The sequence below is a fragment of the Nocardia sp. NPDC102475 genome (assembly GCF_055584605.1).
Genome location: NZ_JBVJLS010000001.1, coordinates 249,887 through 270,934, shown reverse-complemented (window position 1 = coordinate 270,934; position 21,048 = coordinate 249,887). Strand labels below are relative to the sequence as shown.

19 protein-coding genes and 1 pseudogene are annotated in these 21,048 nt (G+C 65.3%); 11 read left to right on the top strand and 9 right to left on the bottom strand.

The genetic code is table 11. The features are described from left to right. The first annotated feature begins 151 nt into the window (after positions 1-151). The 4 genes from tuf (at position 152) to ACZ60G_RS01220 (ending at position 4,956) form a co-directional block, all read left to right on the top strand. Complete coding sequence (tuf, locus tag ACZ60G_RS01235; protein ID WP_465806195.1) at positions 152-1,321, top strand: elongation factor Tu; 1,170 nt, start codon at positions 152-154, stop codon at positions 1,319-1,321. A 468-nt stretch (positions 1,322-1,789) separates the two neighbouring features. Further along, the gene (locus ACZ60G_RS01230; RefSeq protein ID WP_465806193.1) at positions 1,790-2,635 is read left to right on the top strand and encodes an isocitrate lyase/PEP mutase family protein; all 846 of its coding nucleotides are present in this window, start codon (positions 1,790-1,792) and stop codon (positions 2,633-2,635) included. A gap of 303 nt (positions 2,636-2,938) precedes the next feature. After that, the gene (locus ACZ60G_RS01225; RefSeq protein WP_465806192.1) at positions 2,939-4,294 is read left to right on the top strand and encodes a cytochrome P450; all 1,356 of its coding nucleotides are present in this window, start codon (positions 2,939-2,941) and stop codon (positions 4,292-4,294) included. Positions 4,295-4,374: 80 nt separating this feature from the next. Beyond that, positions 4,375-4,956, top strand: a complete 582-nt coding sequence (locus ACZ60G_RS01220; protein WP_063045919.1) for a TerD family protein — start codon at positions 4,375-4,377, stop codon at positions 4,954-4,956. Positions 4,957-4,999: 43 nt separating this feature from the next. Here ACZ60G_RS01220 and ACZ60G_RS01215 read toward each other — a convergent pair whose 3' ends face one another. From ACZ60G_RS01215 to ACZ60G_RS01175, 9 genes and pseudogenes are all read right to left on the bottom strand, one after another. Further along, positions 5,000-5,485: a glutathione peroxidase gene (locus ACZ60G_RS01215; RefSeq protein WP_465806189.1), complete on the bottom strand. Its 486-nt coding sequence runs from the start codon at positions 5,483-5,485 to the stop codon at positions 5,000-5,002. Then, on the bottom strand, positions 5,482-6,708 hold the full coding sequence (locus ACZ60G_RS01210) for a cytochrome P450 (RefSeq protein ID WP_465806188.1): 1,227 nt from the start codon (positions 6,706-6,708) through the stop codon (positions 5,482-5,484). Before ACZ60G_RS01210 ends, ACZ60G_RS01215 begins: the two co-directional genes overlap by 4 nt. 25 nt (positions 6,709-6,733) lie before the next feature. Then, positions 6,734-8,329 (bottom strand): succinic semialdehyde dehydrogenase, encoded by a 1,596-nt coding sequence (locus ACZ60G_RS01205; protein ID WP_465806186.1) that lies wholly within the window; start codon positions 8,327-8,329, stop codon positions 6,734-6,736. 109 nt (positions 8,330-8,438) lie between these two features. Beyond that, a complete protein-coding gene (locus ACZ60G_RS01200; protein ID WP_465806184.1) occupies positions 8,439-10,049 on the bottom strand; it encodes an acyl-CoA synthetase in 1,611 nt (536 codons plus the stop codon). Between the two features lie 12 nt (positions 10,050-10,061). Then, the gene (locus ACZ60G_RS01195; RefSeq protein WP_465806182.1) at positions 10,062-11,306 is read right to left on the bottom strand and encodes a hypothetical protein; all 1,245 of its coding nucleotides are present in this window, start codon (positions 11,304-11,306) and stop codon (positions 10,062-10,064) included. Further along, positions 11,300-11,851, bottom strand: coding sequence for a nuclear transport factor 2 family protein (locus ACZ60G_RS01190; RefSeq protein ID WP_063824988.1), 552 nt, complete (start codon positions 11,849-11,851; stop codon positions 11,300-11,302). Before ACZ60G_RS01190 ends, ACZ60G_RS01195 begins: the two co-directional genes overlap by 7 nt. A 119-nt stretch (positions 11,852-11,970) precedes the next feature. After that, a pseudogene (locus tag ACZ60G_RS01185) lies at positions 11,971-12,159 on the bottom strand (ferredoxin); the annotation flags it as partial. Beyond that, positions 12,156-12,962: an SDR family oxidoreductase gene (locus tag ACZ60G_RS01180; RefSeq protein WP_397049798.1), complete on the bottom strand. Its 807-nt coding sequence runs from the start codon at positions 12,960-12,962 to the stop codon at positions 12,156-12,158. The gene ACZ60G_RS01180 and the pseudogene ACZ60G_RS01185, both read right to left, overlap by 4 nt. Further along, positions 12,962-14,167: a cytochrome P450 gene (locus ACZ60G_RS01175; RefSeq protein ID WP_465806180.1), complete on the bottom strand. Its 1,206-nt coding sequence runs from the start codon at positions 14,165-14,167 to the stop codon at positions 12,962-12,964. The genes ACZ60G_RS01180 and ACZ60G_RS01175 overlap by 1 nt, the downstream gene beginning before the upstream one ends. Positions 14,168-14,457: 290 nt before the next feature. On the opposite strand from ACZ60G_RS01175, the gene ACZ60G_RS01170 reads away from it, so the two are divergent. The 7 genes from ACZ60G_RS01170 (at position 14,458) to ACZ60G_RS01140 (ending at position 21,031) form a co-directional block, all read left to right on the top strand. After that, on the top strand, positions 14,458-15,927 hold the full coding sequence (locus ACZ60G_RS01170) for an aldehyde dehydrogenase (protein WP_465806178.1): 1,470 nt from the start codon (positions 14,458-14,460) through the stop codon (positions 15,925-15,927). Positions 15,928-15,956: 29 nt separating this feature from the next. Further along, a complete protein-coding gene (locus tag ACZ60G_RS01165) occupies positions 15,957-16,709 on the top strand; it encodes an SDR family oxidoreductase (protein WP_465806176.1) in 753 nt (250 codons plus the stop codon). Further along, complete coding sequence (locus ACZ60G_RS01160) at positions 16,706-17,578, top strand: NAD(P)-dependent oxidoreductase (protein ID WP_465806174.1); 873 nt, start codon at positions 16,706-16,708, stop codon at positions 17,576-17,578. The genes ACZ60G_RS01165 and ACZ60G_RS01160 overlap by 4 nt, the downstream gene beginning before the upstream one ends. A 19-nt stretch (positions 17,579-17,597) precedes the next feature. Continuing rightward, on the top strand, positions 17,598-18,065 hold the full coding sequence (locus ACZ60G_RS01155; protein WP_465806736.1) for a carboxymuconolactone decarboxylase family protein: 468 nt from the start codon (positions 17,598-17,600) through the stop codon (positions 18,063-18,065). Between the two features lie 12 nt (positions 18,066-18,077). Next, positions 18,078-19,544, top strand: coding sequence for an FAD-dependent oxidoreductase (locus ACZ60G_RS01150; RefSeq protein ID WP_465806172.1), 1,467 nt, complete (start codon positions 18,078-18,080; stop codon positions 19,542-19,544). 11 nt (positions 19,545-19,555) lie between these two features. Beyond that, a complete protein-coding gene (locus ACZ60G_RS01145) occupies positions 19,556-20,134 on the top strand; it encodes a TetR/AcrR family transcriptional regulator (protein WP_465806170.1) in 579 nt (192 codons plus the stop codon). 78 nt (positions 20,135-20,212) lie between these two features. Further along, positions 20,213-21,031 carry an alpha/beta fold hydrolase gene (locus ACZ60G_RS01140; protein WP_465806168.1) on the top strand — a complete coding sequence of 273 codons (819 nt, stop codon included), beginning with the start codon at positions 20,213-20,215 and terminating at the stop codon, positions 21,029-21,031. Positions 21,032-21,048 lie beyond the last annotated feature (17 nt).

Sequence of the window (21,048 nt, the reverse complement as noted above, 5' to 3'; positions counted from 1 at the left end):
AGCGTCCGCAGCAGTGGCTGCGGCGCACTTCGACGGCGCCCGAAGCTGACCTTCCCCGGGATGTCCTGGGACCTCTGACGGGGAAGGTGGCCCGTCGCAGAGAGGTCCCACGGCGAGATCGCCGGAAATCGTTTCCAAGTCAGGGAATGTCATGTCCAAGAAGACGTATGTCCGCACCAAGCCGCATCTCAATATCGGCACCATGGGTCACGTCGATCACGGCAAGACCACGCTGACCGCCGCCATCACCAAGGTGCTCGCCGAGCGCGGTGGCGGTAGCTTCGTGCCGTTCGAGCGGATCGACCGGGCGCCGGAGGAGGCGTTGCGCGGGATAACCATCAATATCGCGCACGTCGAATACGAAACCGCCACCCGGCATTACGCGCATATCGATATGCCGGGGCACGCCGACTTCGTGAAGAACATGATCACCGGCGCGTCCCAGCTCGACGGGGCGATCCTGGTGGTCTCGGCGCAGGACGGCGTCATGCCGCAGACGGCCGAGCATGTGCTGCTCGCGCGTCAGGTCGGGGTGGAGCACATCGTGGTCGCGCTCAACAAGGCCGACGCGGGTGATCCGGAACTGCTCGACCTGATCGAGCTCGAGGTGCGCGAGCTGCTCAGCGCCCAGGGTTACCCGGGTGTGGAACTGCCGGTCGTACGGGTTTCGGGTTTGCGTGCGCTGGAAGGGGATTCGCGGTGGACCGCCGCGCTGCTCGACCTGCTCGACGCCGTGGACACCCATGTGCCCACGCCCGTGCGCTACACCGACGCGCCGTTCCTGCTGCCGGTGGAGAACGTCCTGACCATTACCGGTCGGGGCACCGTCATCACCGGTGCGGTGGAGCGCGGCCGGATTCGCCTCGGCGATCGGGTGCAGCTCTACGGCGGCGAGGAGCTGACCTGCGTTGTCACCGGGGTGGAAACCTTCGGCCGGACAATGGAGTTCGCGGAAGCGGGCGACAATGTCGCGCTGCTGCTGCGCGGCGTGCAGCGCGGTCAGGTGCGTCGCGGTCAGGTCGCGGCGGAACCGGGCAGCATCGTGGTGCACACCCGGTTCACGGCGCGCGTATACCTGCTTGGTGCGGCGGAGGGCGGTCGGCGCACACCGATCGCCACCGGCTACCGCCCGCAGTTCTACGTGCGCACCGGTGACGTCGTCGGCAACGTGACGTTGCCCGTCGCCGTCGCCCGCCCCGGCGAAACCATCGACCTCACAGTCGAATTGGGCCGTCCGGTCCCGCTGGAACCGGGCCTCGGCTTCGCCATCCGCGAGGGCGGGCGGACCGTCGGCGCGGGCACCGTCCTGGCCGTCGGCTAGCCCTGCCCGGGTTGGGCATGCGCGAGCATCACGCATGCCCAACATCCTGGTCCGTAGCTGCCGCATCGGCAGACCGCATGTCGCGCAGCTACCCCCTCGAGTGAGCGCGTCGATTCTTGTGCGGCGCTTGGGGAATCCGTGCCGTCAGCCGCCGGCGCATCCACCCGCGATCGAGTTGTCGCTGTGGTCGTAGGGGTTGCGCCCCCGAGGCCGATTATGTTCGTTATCGCGACGAATCCGCTGGAGGTCGCGAACCACCGCGGTGCGCCGAGCTGCGGTTTCCTCGCCCGCGGACCATGATGCCGAAACCTTGCGCCGACGGAGCAGAAAATTCAGAATTCTTCGAATACCCATGATCTCCAACCCCGTTCTGTGTTATGTGATTTTATCGAAGGGGTGTGACAAGTTCGGATGCCTCGACGGCCTTCGCAGTGGACGAATGAACACGGGAAGAGGGAGCGACACGACGTGATCAGCGATCGGCGCCAACGCGCACAACGGTTCGTCGAGTTGCACCGGGAAGGTTGCTTCCTGCTCCCGAATGCGTGGGATGCGGGCAGTGCCCTGATACTGGAATCGGTCGGGTTTCCCGCGGTGGCCACCACCAGCGCCGGTATCGCGTTCTCCCTCGGACGTCCGGATCACGACTTCTTCGCTGGGCACGAGGACGGGCGGGTCGATCGCGAGACCATGTTGGGGCGGGTTCGCGAGATCGTCGACGCGGTTGGGGTGCCGGTCAGCGCCGATCTCGAAGAGGGATACGGCGAGAAACCCGAGACGGTGGCGACCACGATCTCGTCGGCGCTCGACGCCGGTGCGTCGGGCGGGAATATCGAAGACTTCACCGGCGACAGCACACGGCCGCTCTACGACCTGGAGTTGTGCGCGGACCGCATCCGCGCGGCCCGCGCTGCCATAGCTGCCAGCGGGGAGCCGTTCGTTCTGGTCGGCCGCACCGATGGTCTCCTGGTCGATATCTCGCTCGACGAATGCATCCGGCGGGCCAACGCCTATCTGGCGGCGGGCGCGGACTGCGCGTTCGTTCCGGGCGCCAGCGACGCCACAACCATCGGCACACTGGTGCGCGAACTCGACGGCCCACTCAACGTGGTCATGGGTTTGACCGGCAACGCTCTGTCCCTCGACGACCTGCGCGAGCTCGGCGTACGCCGAGTCACGGTCGGCGGCAGCATCTTCCGCGCCATGTACCGGCAATTGCTCGATACCGCACACGAATTGGCCGACCACGGCACCTTCACCTACGCCGCCGACCAACTCACTCAGAACGACCTCAACAAACTCTTCCGCCGCTGATCCGGTCTCCAGGTAGCGGCGTTCGCGCGGTTCCCGCACATCGGGCGGCAAGGATTGTGTCGAGGTCACGTTCCTTGAAGGGAACTGGGTTGGGCACCGCAGGCGTGAGGCGAGGTCGATCGCCCGGTAGGACCGACGAACAAGAGGCCCGGCACTGCGAGTGCCGGGCTTTTTGTCGCGGCAGCACACTGTCCCAGGCATAGCGCGAAAGCGGGCGCTGAGCCTTGCCTGCCCCACACCGGTCGTAGTACTGTCCAGACACGTGTCCATCACGTGTGTGGACAGATATCCCAGGAGGATTTCATGACCCTGGTCAAGCCGCTGCGGGTTTCCGGAGGCGATCACGAGCATGGGCATCTCGAGGAATTCCGCGTCGATCCACTGGCTTTGATGCGGCGGGTGCGGGCGGAATGCGGGGATGTCGGGGCGTTCGATCTCGCCGGGCGGCATGTGATTCTGCTGTCCGGCGCCGAGGCCAATGAGTTCTTCTTCCGATCCGGCGACGAGGATCTCGATCAGGCCGCCGCATATCCGTTCATGAAGCCGATTTTCGGCGAGGGCGTGGTGTTCGACGCCAGTCCGGAGCGGCGCAAGGAGATGCTGCACAACCAGGCGCTGCGCGCGGAGCAAATGCGCGGGCATGCGGCGACCATCGGACGCGAGGTCGAGCGCATGCTGGCGAACTGGGGCGATGAGGGTCAGATCGACCTGCTCGACTTCTTCGCCGAGCTGACCATCTACACATCCTCGGCCTGCCTGATCGGCAAGCGCTTCCGCGATGAACTCGACGAACGTTTCGCCCACCTCTACCACGATCTGGAGCGCGGCACCGACGCGCTGGCCTATGTGGATCCGTATTCGCCGATCGAAAGCTTCCAGCGCCGCGACGCAGCTCGCGTCGAACTGGTCGAATTGGTGCAGGGCATCATGGACGGCCGCGCCGCGAATCCGCCCGCGAACAAGGAAGATCGGGACATGCTCGACATCCTGATCTCGATCAAGGACGAACAGGGGCAGCCGCGATTCAGCGCGAGCGAAATCACCGGAATGTTCATCTCGATGATGTTCGCGGGCCATCACACCACTTCGGGTACCGCGGCGTGGTCGGTGATCGAATTGCTCAGGCATCCGGCGGAATTGCGTCGTGTCGTCGATGAACTCGACGAGTTGTACGCCGACGGTTCCGATATCAGTTTCGGCGCGCTGCGCCAGATTCCGAAGCTGGAGGCGGTGGTCAAGGAGACCCTGCGGCTGCATCCGCCGCTGATCATTCTGATGCGGGTGGCGCAGGGCGAATTCGAGGTGTGCGGACATCGCATCGCACCGGGCGATCTGGTCGCAGCGACTCCGGCCATCTCCAACCGGATTCCGCAGGACTTCCCGAATCCGGATCTGTTCGACCCGAACCGCTATATCGATCCGAATCAGGCGGATATCGTCAACCGCTGGACCTGGATCCCCTTCGGGGCGGGCAGGCATCGCTGCGTCGGTGCGGCCTTCGCGCTCATGCAGCTCAAGGCGATTTTCTCGATACTGCTGCGGGACTGGGAATTCGAGATGGCACAACCATCCGACAGCTACCGCAACGACCACAGCAAGATGGTGGTGCAATTGCAACAGCCCTGTGCCGTGCGCTACCGCAGGCGGCGAAAGGCCTAGGCAAACACCCAGTTACGAGAGCGTGAGCGGGAAGATTCTGGGCCCCATGGACTTGGCGAATTCACTTGTAGGGTGAAGACATGATCACGCTCAAGAAGGAAGATGGCGCCGCTGATCTCAACGGCATCACCAAGCTGACGGTCGGGGTGAGCTGGGACCCGTCGGGGGGCACCAGCGGCGGCGCGGTCGGATTATTGCGCCGCAAACGCGGTGTGGACCTGGATCTGATCGCCATCCTCATGCAAGGGGCCGAGCCGGTGCGTTTCGCCGGACTCGACTCCCTCGACCCGCTCGGCAACGGTTCGGTCCAGCACACCGGCGACGAACAGACCGGCGCGGCCTCCGGCGACGACGAATCGGTGCACGTCACCTTCGCGAATGTGCCCGAGGCCATCGACGCGATCATTTTCGTGGCCGCGGCATTCAAGAAGGGCTCCTCGTTCGAGAAGGCCAACAACATCAGTTTCAAGGTCTACGACGCGACCGGCGGCAGTGCCCAGCAGGTGGCCGATATCTGGCCGTCGCTGCTCGGCACGGATAACGCCAATGCGGTGGCCAAGGCGTTCCGCAACGGCGGAAGCTGGCAGCTCGAGGTGCTCAATCGCAAAGGCAAGATCAAGCAGGGCGATAAGCAGGCCCTGCTGCGCTTCGCGATGGCGTGAGCAAGCGGGCCGGAGCTCGGACGACGAGCTCCGGCCGCTATTGCTAGAGAACCGATTCGACGGCGGAGACGACCGCGGCGTCGTCGGGGGTGGTGCGCGGCCGGAACCGGCCGACCACCGCACCCTCGCGATCGATCAGGAATTTCTCGAAGTTCCACTGGATATCACCGGCCGCGCCCTCGGCATCCGCGGCCTCAACCAGTGCCTGGTAGAGCGGATGCCGCTCGTCGCCGTTGACGTCGGTCTTCTCCAGCAGCGGAAAGTCGACGCCGTAGGTGGTCGAGCAGAATTCCGCGATCTCCTCGGCGGTACCCGGCTCCTGGCCCATGAACTGGTTACACGGCACGCCGACCACGCTGAAACCGCGGTCGCCGTAAGTTTTCTGAAGTTCGACGAGTCCGGTGTACTGCGGCGTCAGCCCACACTTGGAGGCCACATTGACCAGCAGTACCGCCTTATCTCCGACCAATTCGCCCAGTGTTGCCGGGTCGCCGGAGAGGGTACGTAGGGGAATGTTGCGGATATTCATTCGTATCGCACCTGCCAGTTCTTGATTCCGTTGATCCACCCCGATCGCAACCGTACCGGATCGGCGACCTGGCTGATCTGGGGCATGACATCGGCGATCGCGTTGAACATCAGGTCGATCTCCAGTCGCGCCAGATTCGCCCCGACGCAATAATGCGCACCGGTGCCGCCGAATGCGACGTGCGGATTCGGATCGCGCAATATATCGAAGGTGAACGGATTCTCGAAGGCGTCCTCGTCGAAGTTGGCCGAACTGTAGAAGATTCCCAGTCGCTGACCCTGCTTGATCTGCTGCCCACCGAGTTCGGTGTCCTGGGCCGCGGTGCGCTGGAAGGCATTCACCGGGGTCGCCCACCGGACGATCTCGTCGGGTGCGGTCCGCGGCCGCTGCTCCCGATACAGCTCCCACTGCTCCGGATGGTCCACGAAGGCCTTCATCCCGTGGGTGATCGCATTGCGGGTGGTCTCATTGCCCGCGATGGCGAGCAGGATGACGAAGAAGCCGAATTCGTCCGAAGCGAGCGCCTCACCGTCGACATCGGCGTGCACCAATTGGCTGACGATGTCGTCGACCGGGCTGGCACGCCGCTCTTCGGCCATATTCCAGGCGTAGCCGAGGATTTCGGTGAAGGCGGTGGTGGCGTCGCCATACTCGGGATCGTCGTAGTTCAGCGTCTGGTTGGACCATTCGAACAGCTTGTGGCGGTCGTCGTCCGGCACGCCGAGCAGTTCCGCGATGGCCTGCAGCGGCAGTTCGCAGGCGACCTGCTGGACGAAATCGCCACCCCCGGTTCGCTTGGCCTCGTGCACGATTCGCGCCGCGCGTTCGGTGAGTGCGGCGCGCAGACCCTCCACCGCACGCGGGGTGAATCCCTTGGAGACGATCCGGCGGGTCTTGGCATGCTTGGGCGCATCCATATTCACCAGCAGTGCACCGGTGAGTTCGATCTGCTCCGGCGTGACATCGTCGGGCAGCCGGATAATCGCGCCCTTCTGCGCGGAGGAATAGATTTCCGGGCTGCGCGAAATCTCCTTCACGTCTTCGTGTTTGCTGACCACCCAGTACCCGCCGTCGCGGAATCCGCCGGAGGTCGCATCCGGCTGCGCGCACCACCACACCGGCGCGGTGCGGCGCAGGGTCGCGAATTCCTCGACCGGCATGCGGTTTTTCCACAGCCCGGGATCGGTGAAATCGAAGCCTGCCGGGAACGCGGGCGCTGCCATAGCTACCTCCTGGGTGAAAAGTGTTTCAGCGCAGCCTGAGCCGGCGCATGAGTCGTAGGGTCGTGAGCGTGGTCTTCAGCTGCTTCTCGTAGGGCAGACCCGCACGGGCGGCCATCACCTGGCGCTTCTGCACGCCGATATTCACGGTGTCGGTGTATTTGAGCAGGCCCTGATCGCCATGCCGTGTGCCGACGCCGGATTGCTTGACGCCGCCGGATGGGGTGCCCTTGGCGGCGTAGGTGGTCACGAAGCCGTCGTTGATATTGATATTCCCGGCCTCGAGCTGCGCGCCGATTCGGTTGGCGCGGGCCAGGTCTCGGCTCCACACGCTGGCGTTGAGGCCGTAGGTGGTGTCGTTGGCGAGCCGGATGGCCTCCTGCTCGTCGGTGAACCGGTAGACGCTCACCACCGGACCGAAGGTCTCCGCGGTCGCGTGCGTCATCTCGGCGGTGACATCGGTGAGCACGGTGGGTTCATAGAAGGCCGGGCCGATATCCGGTCGTCCTTTGCCGCCGGTCAGCACGGTCGCGCCCTTCGCGCGCGCGTCCGCGACATGCGCCGCGACCCGCTCCATATGCTGCACCGAGACCAGCGAGCCGAATTCCGGTGTGAAGTCGTAGGTCGCGCCGATCTTGGCGTTCAATTCGTCTGCCGCCGTGACCAATCGGCGCACGAACTCGTCGTACAACCTGTCCTGCACATAGATCCGTTCGATGTGCATACAGGCCTGGCCCGAATTCGCGAAGACCGCGAATGAGGCACCGGGGATCACTTCGTCGAGATTCGCGTCGTCCAGCACGATCATCGGGTTCTTGCCGCCGAGTTCGAGGCTGCAGCCGATCAGATTGCGGCCCGCGCCTTCGCCGACCACCCGCCCGGTCGCGGTCGAGCCGGTGAACATGACAAAGTCGGCATTGTCGATCAAGGCCGGACCCACATCGGGACCCTCACCGCACACGACCTGGAACAGCCCCTTCGGCAGACCGGCCTTATACAGCAGCTCCACCCCGAACAGCGCACAGAGCGCGGTCTTGTTATCGGGCTTGAGTACGACGCCGTTGCCCGCCATCAGCGCGGGCATCGAATCCGAGAGCGCGATGGCGAATGGGAAATTCCACGGCGCGATGACCGCGACGACACCCTTGGGGCGGTGCTCCTCGGTCGAGGTGGTGATCAGCGGCACTGGGCCGCCGCGCCGCTTGGGCTTCAGCACCCGCCGTGCGGTCTTGAGGTAGTGGCTGATGACCATAGGGACATCGCAGGATTCCTCGAAGGCCATGCGGCGGGTCTTGCCGCAGCCGATCTGGATCAGGTCGGCGATGGTTTCGTATTCGGCGAGGATCAGGTCGTGTGCGCGTGCGAAGACCTCGAGCCGACGCTGCAGCGGCCAGGCGGCCCATTCCTGCTGGGCCGCTCGGGCGGTCGCGTAGGCGGCGGCGACGTCCTCGGGCGTCGACTGCGGTAGTTCACCGACCGCGGCGCCGGTGTAGACCTCGACCATCGAATACGGATCGGCGGTGCCGGAGGCCGCGACCATTGCGGTCAGCCTGCCGATCAGCGCTTCGGTGATCCGGGCGGGCAGCGCCGGTGCGGAATCCTTCTTAGCTTCGGTTGTATTCATCGGACCTTCTCCGTGCTGACGGCAGATGCCCTCGAATTAGAACACGTTCCCATTGTCGCTGTCAGGGGCTCGAGGGGGATGACCTGGTCGAATGCATGCCGAGACATCGTCAATCCGCCTGATGATCCGGTGCGCGGCTCGCCGCGTACTCGCGCGCCCAGCGGTAATCGGGCTTCCCGCTCGGGGCGCGCGTGACGACGTCGGCCAGCCAGATCTGCTTGGGCACCTTGTACCCCGCGAGATGCTTGCGCACATGGCGCTCGAGCGCGGCGAAATCCACCGGTCCGGCGCCTGCGACCGATACGACCGCGGCCACCTGCTGGCCCCAGCGCTCGTGCGGGACCCCGATCACCACCGCGTCGTAGACGGCTTCGTGCGCCTTCACCACGCTCTCGACCTCTTCGACGAACACCTTCTCGCCGCCGGTATTGACGACCATATTGCCGCGGCCGATCAGGGTCACCGAGCCGTCCGGCTCGACCCTGGCGCGATCGTCGGTCACCACGATCCGGGCGCCGTCGACCGTCTTGAACAGCCGCTCAGTCTTCTCCGGATCCTTGTAGTAGCCGATCGGCACCGAGCCGGTCTTGGCGAGCCAGCCCTCGGAACCGGGTTCGACTTGCCGTCCCGCATCATCGACCACGATCGCGCCGCGCCCGCTCTGCACGCGCGGACCGCGGCCGGGATTGTCGTCCTTCTGTGCGAAACCGATACCGCCGAAACCGGTTTCGGAGGACCCGATGGAATCGGAGACGACAGTCGACGGAAACAGTTCCAGCAGTGCGTTTTTCACCGGTTGAGACAGCAGCGCGGCACCCGAGCCGATGGCGACGAGCGAGGACGCGTCCACCGGGGCGGCGCGATAGGCATCGATCAGCGGACGGGCCATGGCATCGCCGGTGATCACCATGATTTGCGGGCGATGTTGTTCGACCACCTGCCACACCCGCTGCGCATCGAATCTGGGCTCGAAGATCACGGCATTGCCGGACCACAGCGCGGTGAAGGACGGCATCATCGCGGCGGCGTGGATGAGCGGCGGGAGGACGAACCAGGTGCTCGGTTCGCCCTGTGCGCCGATACGGGACTGCTGATATTCGTCGGAAACCGGTTCGTTCGTGTAGAAGTCGATGCCGCCGCCGAGTACCCGCCACATATCCTCTTGCCGCCACATGACGCCCTTGGGGCGGCCGGTGGTGCCGCCGGTATACATCATGAACAGGTCGTCGGGGCTGCGGTCGATCGAACGGCGGGCGGGGGAGCCCGAGAGCAGGGCCTGCTCATACGAGGCGGACGCTGCCGGGGGGATGGTGTCGGTGGGTGGCCGGTCGTCGACGATCAGCACCCGGATCGACGGTCTGTCGGCGAGTGCTTCCAGTGCGGCATCCGCGTATTTCTCATGGCACACAAGCACTTCGAGGTCGGCATTGTCGTAGAGGTAGCGCAGTTCTTCGACGCCGTACCGGTAGTTGATATTGATCGGGACTGCCCGCAGCTTGAAGCAGGCAATTAGGGTGGTCATGGTTTCGATGCTGTTGTGCATCTGGAAACCCACGTGCGTGCCGGGGCCGACGCCGATCGAGCCGAGATGGTCGGCGAGACGATTCGCGCGGGCGTCGAGTTCGGCGAGGGTAAGTGCGAGATCGCCCTCGATCAGCGCGGTGCGCTCCGGCATCGCGTCGACCGCATGCTCGAAGAGGTCGGCGAAATTGTGGGACATGGCAATTCACTCTCAGCGAATGACGGTGAGCGGCAGCGGGGTGCCGCGGTCGGTGAACGTGAAGGCGGCGCCGGTACTGATCCGGGTGATGGCCACCTCGGTCGCCTCCTTGAACGGCGCTGCGGCGAGGGCTATCTCAGCGGTCCAGCCGTGCTCGTCGGAAGTGGTCGAGTGCACGTCGAACCGTGGATTCACGCCGCGGGCCATTGCCGCCAGCGGTGCAAGATGGTCGGGATCGATCATCGATGGCCAGGTGCGGTCGGTGTTGGCGTCGCTGTGCCGCGGCACTCGCAGTCGCACCGCATCGTCGGTGACGGATACGTCGATGCCGGTGTACGGCAAGGGATTCCATGCTGGATGCAGGAGCAATACCTCGGCCAATGCGGCCGGATCGTCGCCGAGCCCGAGTGCGTTGCGAATCCGCTCGGAGGTGAGTCCGGCGATGCCGGTGAATTGTTTGCGGCCGATATCCGTTGCGGTGTCGGCGGACCGAGCACGCACGGCTGTCATGAAGCCGATGGTGAGCAGATGGTGTTGCAGGCAGACCTCGTCGGCCATGCGCACCAGCGCAGATTTGGAGAAGTCGGCGAACCGCAGATCACTGAGCAGCGGACCCGCGTAATCGCTTTGGCCGGTATCGTCCTTGTCGATGGGGGACAGTTCCAGCAGTGCCGCTCGGGAATCGGCCACCACCTCGGCATTCGGGGGTGTGGGCGGTGGGATATGTGCCTGGTCGATGACGACGGTCCACGCGCACACCGGCTTTCGATCCGCCGGATGACGCGGCGGCCGGTGGATCGGCCGGACCTGGGCGTGCGGATTTGTCGCGAGGGCGGTCGCGTCGAAGGTGGGATCCTCGATGTCGTGGCACATGGACACCACGAACTCCTCGCCGAGCGGCTCCACATCCGCCAGCGCGCCACAATGGTCCAGCCAGAATTCGCCGTGATCGCGATCGTCGACGCGGAAACGGAAATCCATGAACTGCGGCGGCGCACCGATATCGAGTTGCAGTCCCTTGAAGATCGTCGGCACGTCATCGCCGTCGAAATCGAGCGCGCGGCGCATCCGGCGGGTATAGACCGGACTGGCGAGCTGCCACTCCTCGATGGCGACCGCCGCCATGCCCTCGCGCCCGAATGCCCCGATGGAGTGCGCCATTCCGGACCGGTCGATCAGATGACCGCACAGCAGCAGTTCGGGCACCAGCGTCGCCAGCTGGGCCCGCGACAACCGGTCGAAGCTCGAAATCACCACAGTGGAACCGGTGCTTCGCCGATCCGATACCAGCCCGGCAGCGTCTTTCCGGAGACCGACCGTTGGATGCGCTTCTGCATTCCTGCCGTCAGTGCGTTGTTCTGGATCATCTCCACGAACAACTGCGAAACGTTGCCGAAGTCGAAGAAGTCACGCTGCCAAGACCATTGGTAGTTGCCGCCGTAGCGGAACCAGCTGCCGCCGATGCCCTCCGGACTGTAGTTGCGGCCGTCGGATCGCTTGTTGTCGCTGATCTGCTTCCAGAAGCCGATGACATCGCCGCTGCGCTCATCGGTGACGAACTGTTGGTAGGGATAGGACCAGCCCTCCAGCCCCTCCATCTCCTGACCGAGTGCGAGTTCTCGGATCTCGGCCCGCCCCACTGCCATGAATTCCTGGGTCGGACCGTAATTCCAGCCGTAGGTGGCGTCCTCCGTGTACATCTCGGCGAGCGGCTTCCAGTCGCCCTTTTCCTCGCAGCGCTGATTCTCCAGCACCCAGCGACGGACCATCTCGTCGAGTTCGGCGCGGTCGAAATCTGGCATTACCGTTTTCCTTTCGCAGCTGTGTTTACCCGCCCCGCCGACTCCGCCGGCCCCGCCGGCTGCCATCCCCCGGTGTTTACCCGCCCCGCCGGCTCCGCCGGCTGCCCTGCCCCAGGGTCCTCACGGATCGACAGCGCTTGTGTCGGGCAGTAGCGCACCGCGCGCTCGATATCCGCGCGGGCTTCGGGACCCGGTGTCGGGTCGAGGATTTCGACCTTGCCGCGCTTGGGCACGGTGAAGGCCGCGGGCGCTTCGTCTTGGCAGACGGCGTGCCCCTGACACAGATCCAGATCGGCGACGATCCTCACGGTCGGCTCCTGTCCTCGGCATTCGGTAACGGCCGCAGCGGGGCCTCGGGCTGGACCTCGACCAGCACGAGATGCGCCCCGCGTGGTGCGGAGACCACGGCGATGACCGCGGCGGCCAGATCGCCGGCACGCAGCATGTACGGGTGACGGGCGAAACCCCAGGCCTTCCAGTCCTCGAGCATCGGCCCGACCACCTCGGGGGTGGAATTCATGCCCATACCGGTCAAGGTCGGACCCGGGCGCACCAGTGATGCGCGAACTCCGCTGCCCTCCAGCTCCATTCGCATCTGCTGGACCATTGCCTCGAGCCCGGCCTTGGCAGCGCTGTAGGCGCCGGTGCGCGGGCGTGGCTCCTCGGCGCAGTCGGAGCTGATCAAGACGAAATCGCCGCGCTGCCTTCGCATCATGCCCGGCAGTACCCGGTGCACCAGCCGGTGCGCGCCGACCAGATGCACCTGCACCTGCTGTAGGAACCGATCCGGTTCCATCTCGTGCACCAGTGAGAATTCGATATCGCCCGCGCCGGAGACCAGGATTTCGGTTGGCCCGAGGGTATCTTCGGCCGCGGCGACGAAATCGTCGACGGATGCCGCGTCGGTGACATCGAGCTGGTGGGCGAAGGCTTCGCCGCCATTGGCGCGGATCTTGGCCGCCAGTGCCTCGCATTGATCCACCCGGCGTGCGCCGAGCGCGACGGGGTGTCCGAGTTCGGCGAGCGCTTCGGCCGTCGCGGCGCCGATACCGGAGGATGCTCCGGCCACAATCGCCGGTCGGCGCACCGGATTCGGTTCGAACCTTGGCACTATTTCACCTCCACGATGACGGGCAGGTTGGCGAACCCGCGGACATTGGTCGAGTGCACGCGCTTGATCCCGGCGCCGACGACGTCGTAGGACCGCACGCGCGAGGCGAATTCGCGCAGCGCTACGTTGGCCTCCAGCCGGGCGAGGTGGGCGCCGAGGCAGAAGTGCACGCCCGCACCGAAACTCGCGAGTCCGGCCTTATCGGTGCGCCCGATGCGGTAGCTGTCGCCGTCGGTGAAGACCTCTGGATCCCGATTGGCCGAACCGATCAGCAACAGCACCTTCGCACCCTTCGGGATGGTGCGGCCGTGCTGGTCGATATCCACCGCGGCACAGCGCGCGACCATCTGGCTGGAGGTGTCGTAGCGCAGCGTCTCCTCGACCCAGTCGGTGACCAGCTCGGGTTCCGCGACGACCTTCGCGTATTCGCTCGGATTGCGCGCGCTCCAATACAGCGCATTGCCGAGCAGCTTGGTGGTGGTCTCGTTACCGGCCACCACCATCAGGAACATGAAACCGATGATCTCCTCGTCGGACAGGGTGTCGCCATCGATTTCGGCATCCAGCAGTGCTGAGGTGAGATCCGTTGTCGGAGCACGCCTTCGCGCGGCGACCATATCCGCGTAATAGGTGAGCAGCGTGATCGACGCCTGCGCGGCGGCCATCGGGACATCCAGGACGCCGTCCTCGCGGTGCACCACCAGATCGGCCAGCCTGCGGACCTCCGCGCGGTCGGCCTCGGGTACGCCCATCAGTTCGGAGATGACATCCATCGGGAGTTTGCCCGCGACCTCATCGATCCAGTCGAACTCGCCGGTCGCGAGTGCCGGTTCCAGGTAGGACAGCGTCAGGTCCCTGATCCGGTCTTCCATCTCGGCCACCCGCTTGGGGGTGAAGCCCTTGTAGACCAGGCGGCGCATGCGCATATGCCGCGGATCGTCCATGGCCAGGAACGACATCACCCGGCTCGCGTGCGGGCCCCAGGCCGCCGGATCCAGCGAGACCCCGTTGGCGCTGGACAGGCGGACGCTGTCGCGGAAGGCCGCGGTCACATCCGCGTGCCGGGACAGCGCCCAGAAATCCAGGTCGGCGTTGTAGTAGAGCGGCGCCTCGGTGCGCAGCCGCTCATAGGTGGGGTACGGGTCCTCGTGGAACGCGTAGTCGTAGGGGTCGAAGGTCAGGGGCTCGAGTGAGGCGGCCGTCATTGCGATAACCCGGAATTCGAGAACCAGTTCTCATCGACAACCGGTGTCGCGTCATCGATGGGAGACACATAGCTGGACATGTGTCTGGACGGTACCACCGGCATGCCGGAATCGACAGGGGTTTCCTGAACAATCTGGGTGAGGTCGGGGTTGGGCGCGAATGATGGCCGGTAGTTCTCTTTGGGTGCGGTCAGGCCGGTTTCCGAGCGCGGTTCTGAAACGGGTTCTTGCGTCCGAGAGTGGACCGAGACTATATTCCGTACACCTGTCCAGACAGTATCGGAGCCTTTATGAGCAGCCTCCTGCCCGCCGACGGTTCGCGCCTGCTGATCGGCGGCAAACTGGTCACCGGCGGGGACGGCGTCTTCGCCACGGTGAACCCGGCGACCGAAGCGGTCATCGGTCAGGCCGCGAATGCGAACGGCGCGGATATGGACGCGGCCATCGCGGCCGCGCGCACCGCGTTCGACGACACCGACTGGTCGCGCGATCACGCCTTCCGCGCCCGCTGCCTCGAACAGTTGCGCACCGCATTGCAGGCCGATGTGGACGAGCTGCGTGAGATCACCGTCGCCGAGGCGGGCGCGCCGACCATGCTGACCAGAGGGCCGCAACTCGAAGGCCCGGTCGCAGATCTGTCATTTTCCGCGTCGCTGGCCGAAACCTACAGCTGGGAAACCGATCTCGGCACCGCGACGCCCATGGGTATCAAGAGTCATCGGGTGCTGCGCCGCGAGGCGGTCGGCGTGGTCGGGGCAATTACGCCGTGGAACTTTCCGCACCAGATCAATTTCGCCAAACTCGGTCCCGCGCTCGCGGCCGGAAATACCGTGGTGCTCAAGCCCGCACCGGATACCCCGTGGTGTGCGGCGGCGGTCGGCGCGATCATTGCCGAGCAGACCGATATTCCGCCCGGCGTCGTCAATATCGTGACCTCCACCGATCACGGTCTCGGCGCGCAGCTCACCGCCGATCCGCGCGTCGACATGATCAGCTTCACCGGCTCGACGCAGACCGGTAGATCGGTAATGACCGGCGCGGCAACGACTTTGAAGAAGACCTTCCTCGAACTCGGCGGCAAATCCGCGTTCATCGTGCTCGACGACGCGAATATCGCGGGAGCCTGTTCGGTGGCGGCGTTTTCGGTGGCCGTGCACGCGGGACAGGGGTGTGCCCTCACGACCCGGCTGCTGGTACCGCGCGCGGTATACGACGAAGCGATCCAGGCCGCTGCGGCCACCCTGTCGGGCATCGTTCCTGGTGATCCGGCCGATGCGCGCACTGTCTGCGGACCGCTGATCTCCGAGCGTCAGCGGGCAAGAGTCGAGCGGTATCTGGAGATCGCGCGCGCCGAGGGCGGCCGGATCGTGGTCGGCGGCGGCCGACCGGCGGGCCGCGAGCGCGGATATTTCATCGAACCGACTTTGATCGCGGATGTGCCGAATACCGCGACGGTTGCCCGCGAGGAGATCTTCGGACCCGTGCTCGTGGTGATCCCGCACGACGGTGACGACGACGCCATCCGGATCGCCAACGACTCCCCGTACGGACTCTCCGGCTCGGTATGGGGCACCGACCCGGACCGAATTCGGCACGTCACCAATGGCGTTCGCACCGGCACGATCGGCGTCAACGGCGGCATCTGGTACTCGGCCGACGCACCGTTCGGCGGCTACAAACAATCCGGCATCGGCCGGGAAATGGGCCTCGCCGGATTCGAGGAATACCTGGAAACCAAGCTCGTCGCGACCGCCGGTTAGACCACAAACAGCTGCAAGGAGCTGATTTCATGACTCGATTCCCGGGAAAGACCGCCATCGTCACCGGCGCCGCCCAAGGTATCGGCGCGACATACGCCAAAGCGCTGGCGAACGAAGGCGCCAATGTCGTCGTCGCCGACCTGAATGCCGAACGCGGTAAGGCCGTCGCGGCCGAGATCACCGCCGGTGGCGGCAGCGCCATCTTCGGCGAGGTCGACGTGGCCGATCCGGAATCGGCCACCGCCCTCGCCGAATTGACCGTCCGCGAATTCGGGGCGATCGACCATCTGGTGAACAATGCCGCCATCTACGGCGAGATGAAACTCAACCTGCTGCTCAGCGTGCCATGGGACTACTACAAGAAGTTCATGAGCGTGAATATGGACGGTGCGCTGAATATGACCCGTGCGGTGTGGCAGCACATGGTCAAGGCGGGCGGCGGATCGATCGTCAACCAATCCTCCACCGCCGCATGGACCTACTCCAGCTTCTACGGCTTGGCCAAGGTCGGCATCAACGGCCTGACCCAGCAGCTCGCCTTCGAACTCGGCGGTTCCAAGATCCGCATCAATGCCATCGCGCCCGGTCCGATCGATACCGAAGCCACCAAAACCGTGACACCGAGCGTCATCGTCGACGATATGGTGAAACGGTTGCCGCTCAAGCGAATGGGAACACCGGATGATCTGGTCGGCGCCTGCCTGTACCTGCTCTCGGACGAGGCGAGCTGGGTCACCGGGCAGATCTTCAATGTCGACGGCGGACAAGTGTTCCGATCATGAGTAGCGAATTGCCGGTCGGGTTCATCGGTTTGGGCAATATGGGCGCACCGATGGCCAAGAGCCTGCTGGCCTGGCCCGACGGACTCACCGTCTGCGATATGCGCCCAGATGCGGTGCGGCCGCTCACCGAAGCCGGTGCGGCATCGGCTGCTTCGGCCGCGGAAATCGCCGAGAAGGCGGCCGTGATTTCGGTGACCGTGCTGGACGACGCACAGGTGCGGGCCGTGGTCACCGGACCGGAAGGGGTGTTGCGGACGGCCGCCCCGGGCACCGTTATCGCCGTGCACTCCACCATCAGCGACCGGACCGCCGAAGAGCTGGCGGGCGAATGTGCCGAGTACGGCGTCGAATTGGTGGACGCACCGATCAGCGGTGGTGCGGCCGGGGCCAAGCGCGGCAAGCTCGCGGTCATGGTCGGCGGCAGTGATACGGCATTCGAGCGGGTACGCGGACCCTTCGGCTGCTTCGCCGATCTGGTCGTGCACGCCGGACCGGTCGGCGCGGGCACCCGAATGAAGTTGGCGCGCAACCTTTTGCACTTCATCGCATTCACCGCGGCTACTGAGGCGCAGCGGCTCGCCGAGGCAGCGGATCTCGATATCACCGTGCTGGGCAACGTCGTCCGGCACTCCGACGCGGTCACCGGCGGTCCCGGCGCGATCATGCTGCGCGACCGCACCGCACCGATCGAACCGAATGATTTCTGGCTGCCGATCCTGAGTCACGTGCGCGATCTGGGCGAAAAGGATCTGAGCCTGGCCCTGGATCTGGGCGCGCGACTCGGCGTCGAATTGCCGCTGGCGGAATTGGCTCTCGACCGCCTCGGGCCGGGGCTCGGCGTGCCGAAGGAAAGGGAAACCAATGAGTGAAGCATCGCGTAGCGATTCGATGAGGGGTGGCGGTCGGGTGACGGGTGGGCGTGAAAACGGATCCGCTGATTCGGTACGTCAGCGCGGGCTGGCCAAGATGGCCGAGGTCTACGGCACCGAATTCCAGGACTACCCCAGCGACCATTTCGCCGTGACGGCCGATCATCTCTTCGCCGAAATCTGGTCGCGCCCTGGGCTCACCATTCGGGACCGCCGACTGATCCTGCTCGGTGCGCTCGCCGCCCAGGGAGCGATGGATACGGCGGGTATCCAGATCGGCGCGGCGCTGCGCAATGCGGAATTGACCGAGGCGCAGCTGCACGAGATCGCGCTGTTCCTCTGCTATTACGTCGGCTGGCCGACCGGCACCAAACTCGACCTGCTGGTGGGAACGATTGTCGCCCAACAGAAAAAGGCGGCACGCAAGCAGTCCGAACAGGTGGGGCAGTCCGAATCGTCTGTGTCGTCCGAAGACGCGAGTAAGTAAGGAACGCGAAACATGTCTGATGCCGCAAAGATCCGGCCGCTGCGCGCCGACGCGATCGGCGCATGGGATTTCGAGGCGGATGTCGTCGTCGCCGGATACGGCATCGCCGGTGTCTGCGCCGCCATCGAGGCCGCACGTGCGGGGGCCGACGTACTGATCCTGGAGCGCACCGGCGGCTGGGGCGGTGCGGCGGCCATGGCGGGCGGATTCATCTACCTCGGTGGCGGCACCCCCTTGCAGCAGGCGCTCGGGTTCGAGGACACCCCGGAGAATATGGAGACATTCCTGCAGGCCGCGCTGGGTCCTGGACAGGATCGGGCGAAAATCGCGGACTACTGCCAGAACAGCGTCGAGCACTACAACTGGCTGGTCTCCAACGGGGTGCCGTTCAAGGAGGAGTTCTGGGGTGAGCCCGGCTGGGAGCCGCCGCACGACGAGGGGCTGATGTACTCCGGCGGAGAGAATGCCGCGCCGTTCAATGCGATCGCGAAACCCGCTCCGCGCGGCCATGTTCCGCAAATGGCGGATAAGAAGATCGGCGCCAGGAGCGGCGGCTACATGCTGATGAAGCCGCTGGCCGATACCGCCGAAAGTCTCGGTGTCGGTGTCGAATACGACATCAGGATCCGGCGGCTGGTGATCGACGAGACCGATCGGGTGGTCGGTGTCCTCGCGACGCGCTTCGGCAAGGAGGTCGCGATCCGCGCCGAACGCGGGGTCGTGCTCGCCACCGGCAGTTTCGCCTACCACCAGCAGATGATCGAGGGCTATGCGCCGCGGCTGATCGGGCGGCCCGCCGCCGCCATCGAAGAGCACGATGGCATCGGCATTCTGGTCGCGCAGGCGCTCGGTGCTGAGCTGGCGCATATGGATGCCACCGAGGTGGCGTTCTTCGGAGATCCGCAGCTGCTGGCGCGCGGCATCCTGGTCAACGGGCGTGGTCAGCGCTATATCCCGGAGGACACCTATCCGGGGCGGATCGGGCAGGCGACGCTGATCCAGCAGGACAATCAGGCATTTCTGGTCATCGATGAGGAGTCGCTCGAGGCGGCGCTGGCCACCGTGACATCCACGCCGTTCTTCCGGCAGCCGCCGACCTGGGCGGCCGAGACGGTCGCGGAGTTGGAGTCCGATATGGGTCTGCCGGAGCGCACGTTGCAGGGCACCGTCGAGTGCTACAACCTGCACGCCGCCGACGGCAAGGATCCATTGCTCGGGAAGAAGCCGGAGTGGGTCAAGCCGATCGGCTCGCCGCTCGCCGCCTTCGACATGCGGGGATTCACCGCGGGTTTCACCCTCGGCGGGTTGCGCACCGATCTGGATTCGCGGGTGCTGCACGTCTCCGGCGAACCGATTCCCGGCCTGTTCGCCGCGGGCCGCTGCACCTCCGGGCTCTGTGCCGGCGGCTATGTCAGCGGCGCGTCCCTCGGTGACGGCAGCTTCTATGGCCGACGCGCCGGTCGCGCCGCCGCAAAGTAGGATCTAGACACATGTCCGAAGGCGAGTCCATCATCCTGGAGGCGACCCGGCGTCGCCTCACCGAGAAGCAGGCCGACACCGTCGACAAGCTGACCAAGGCCGCGGTGGAAGTGCTTGCGCGCGAAGGCTTCGCGGGGATGACCATCCGCATGGTCGCCGCGGCGGCCGGCGTGGGCACCGCCACGGCGTACACCTACTTCTCTTCGAAGGAACACCTCGTCGCCGAGATCTTCTGGCGCCGTCTGTTCGCCAGTTCGGCTCCGGTCAGCGACGACCCGGACCCCACCGTCCGGGTCGTCGCCGAACTCCGCAATATCGCCATGCTCGTCGCCGACGAACAAGAACTCTCGGGCGCCGTCACCAGCGCCCTGCTCGGCCGCGATCCCGATGTGGCCCACCTCCGCGCCCGGATCGGCATGGAAATCCGCAAACGACTGGTCCGCGCCCTCGGCCCCGACGCCGACGCCGACGTAGTCGAATCCCTCGAACTCGTCTACGCGGGCGCACTCGTCCGCGCGGGCATGGGCTACGCCTCCTACTCCGAAATCGCCGACCGCATCGAGAAGTCGGCGTTGCTGATTCTGAAGTAGGGCACTTACCCGAGAGGTAATCGACTTCATTATCGGGTGCCGCAATGATGGTGGGGCACCAGATGATTGGAGAAACCGATGCCCTACTTCGAATCGCACGACGGCACCACGCTGCACTACCAGGACTGGGGTTCCGGGCAGCCGGTGCTGTTCCTGGCCGGTGGCTGGTTGAGCAGTACTTCGTGGGAGTTGCAGATGCTGCCGCTGTCCAAGGAGGGTTTGCGGTGCCTGTCCTACGACCGGCGTGGGCACGGCAAGTCCGACTGGGTCGGGCACGGGTACGACTACGACACGCTGGCCGCGGATCTGGCCGCATTCCTGGAACATCTCGATCTGCGCGAGGTCACCGTGGTCGCGCATTCGATGGCGGGCGGTGAGATCGTCCGGTACCTGACGCGGCACGGCAGCGATCGGATCAGCCGGGTCGCGCTGGTCTCGGTGACGATGCCGTATTTCGCACAAGCCGAGGACAATCCGAACGGCGTGCCGAAGGCCGTCTTCGATGCGGTGGGCGCGGCCCGCGCCGCGGACCGGCCGCTGTGGATGGAGCAGAACGCCCAGGCATTCTTCGCGACGCATCTGGGCAACCAGGTGTCCTCGGCGCGGATCGCATGGATGGTCCAGAAGTGCATGGACTGCTCACTTCTCGCGGCGGACGAGATCATGAATACGATCTACAACGCCGACTTCCGCGACGAGTTGCGCGCACTCACACTGCCCACGCTCGTCATCCACGGTGACGCCGACGCCTCCGCACCCATCGACCTCTGCGGGCGCGTGATCAAGGACCTGATCCCGAGCAATACCTACAAGGAATACCCGGCCACCGGACACGGCATCATGATCTCGCACGCCGCGCAGCTCAATGCCGACATCCTCGACTTCATCAAGGCGTGAGGGCCGGGGCGGTAGCG

Excerpts from the sequence above, each read along its gene's own strand:
- ACZ60G_RS01145 (WP_465806170.1), top strand. The coding sequence starts at position 19,556 with ATGTCCGAAGGCGAGTCCATCATCCTGGAGGCGACCCGGCGTCGCCTC.
- ACZ60G_RS01220 (WP_063045919.1), top strand. The coding sequence starts at position 4,375 with ATGATCACGCTCAAGAAGGAAGATGGCGCCGCTGATCTCAACGGCATC.
- ACZ60G_RS01200 (WP_465806184.1), bottom strand. The coding sequence starts at position 10,049 with ATGTCCCACAATTTCGCCGACCTCTTCGAGCATGCGGTCGACGCGATG.
- ACZ60G_RS01155 (WP_465806736.1), top strand. The coding sequence starts at position 17,598 with ATGAGGGGTGGCGGTCGGGTGACGGGTGGGCGTGAAAACGGATCCGCT.
- ACZ60G_RS01150 (WP_465806172.1), top strand. The coding sequence starts at position 18,078 with ATGTCTGATGCCGCAAAGATCCGGCCGCTGCGCGCCGACGCGATCGGC.
- tuf (WP_465806195.1), top strand. The coding sequence starts at position 152 with ATGTCCAAGAAGACGTATGTCCGCACCAAGCCGCATCTCAATATCGGC.
- ACZ60G_RS01165 (WP_465806176.1), top strand. The coding sequence starts at position 15,957 with ATGACTCGATTCCCGGGAAAGACCGCCATCGTCACCGGCGCCGCCCAA.
- ACZ60G_RS01140 (WP_465806168.1), top strand. The coding sequence starts at position 20,213 with ATGCCCTACTTCGAATCGCACGACGGCACCACGCTGCACTACCAGGAC.
- ACZ60G_RS01160 (WP_465806174.1), top strand. The coding sequence starts at position 16,706 with ATGAGTAGCGAATTGCCGGTCGGGTTCATCGGTTTGGGCAATATGGGC.
- ACZ60G_RS01225 (WP_465806192.1), top strand. The coding sequence starts at position 2,939 with ATGACCCTGGTCAAGCCGCTGCGGGTTTCCGGAGGCGATCACGAGCAT.
- ACZ60G_RS01170 (WP_465806178.1), top strand. The coding sequence starts at position 14,458 with ATGAGCAGCCTCCTGCCCGCCGACGGTTCGCGCCTGCTGATCGGCGGC.
- ACZ60G_RS01175 (WP_465806180.1), bottom strand. The coding sequence starts at position 14,167 with ATGACGGCCGCCTCACTCGAGCCCCTGACCTTCGACCCCTACGACTAC.
- ACZ60G_RS01190 (WP_063824988.1), bottom strand. The coding sequence starts at position 11,851 with ATGCCAGATTTCGACCGCGCCGAACTCGACGAGATGGTCCGTCGCTGG.
- ACZ60G_RS01210 (WP_465806188.1), bottom strand. The coding sequence starts at position 6,708 with ATGGCAGCGCCCGCGTTCCCGGCAGGCTTCGATTTCACCGATCCCGGG.
- ACZ60G_RS01205 (WP_465806186.1), bottom strand. The coding sequence starts at position 8,329 with ATGAATACAACCGAAGCTAAGAAGGATTCCGCACCGGCGCTGCCCGCC.
- ACZ60G_RS01215 (WP_465806189.1), bottom strand. The coding sequence starts at position 5,485 with ATGAATATCCGCAACATTCCCCTACGTACCCTCTCCGGCGACCCGGCA.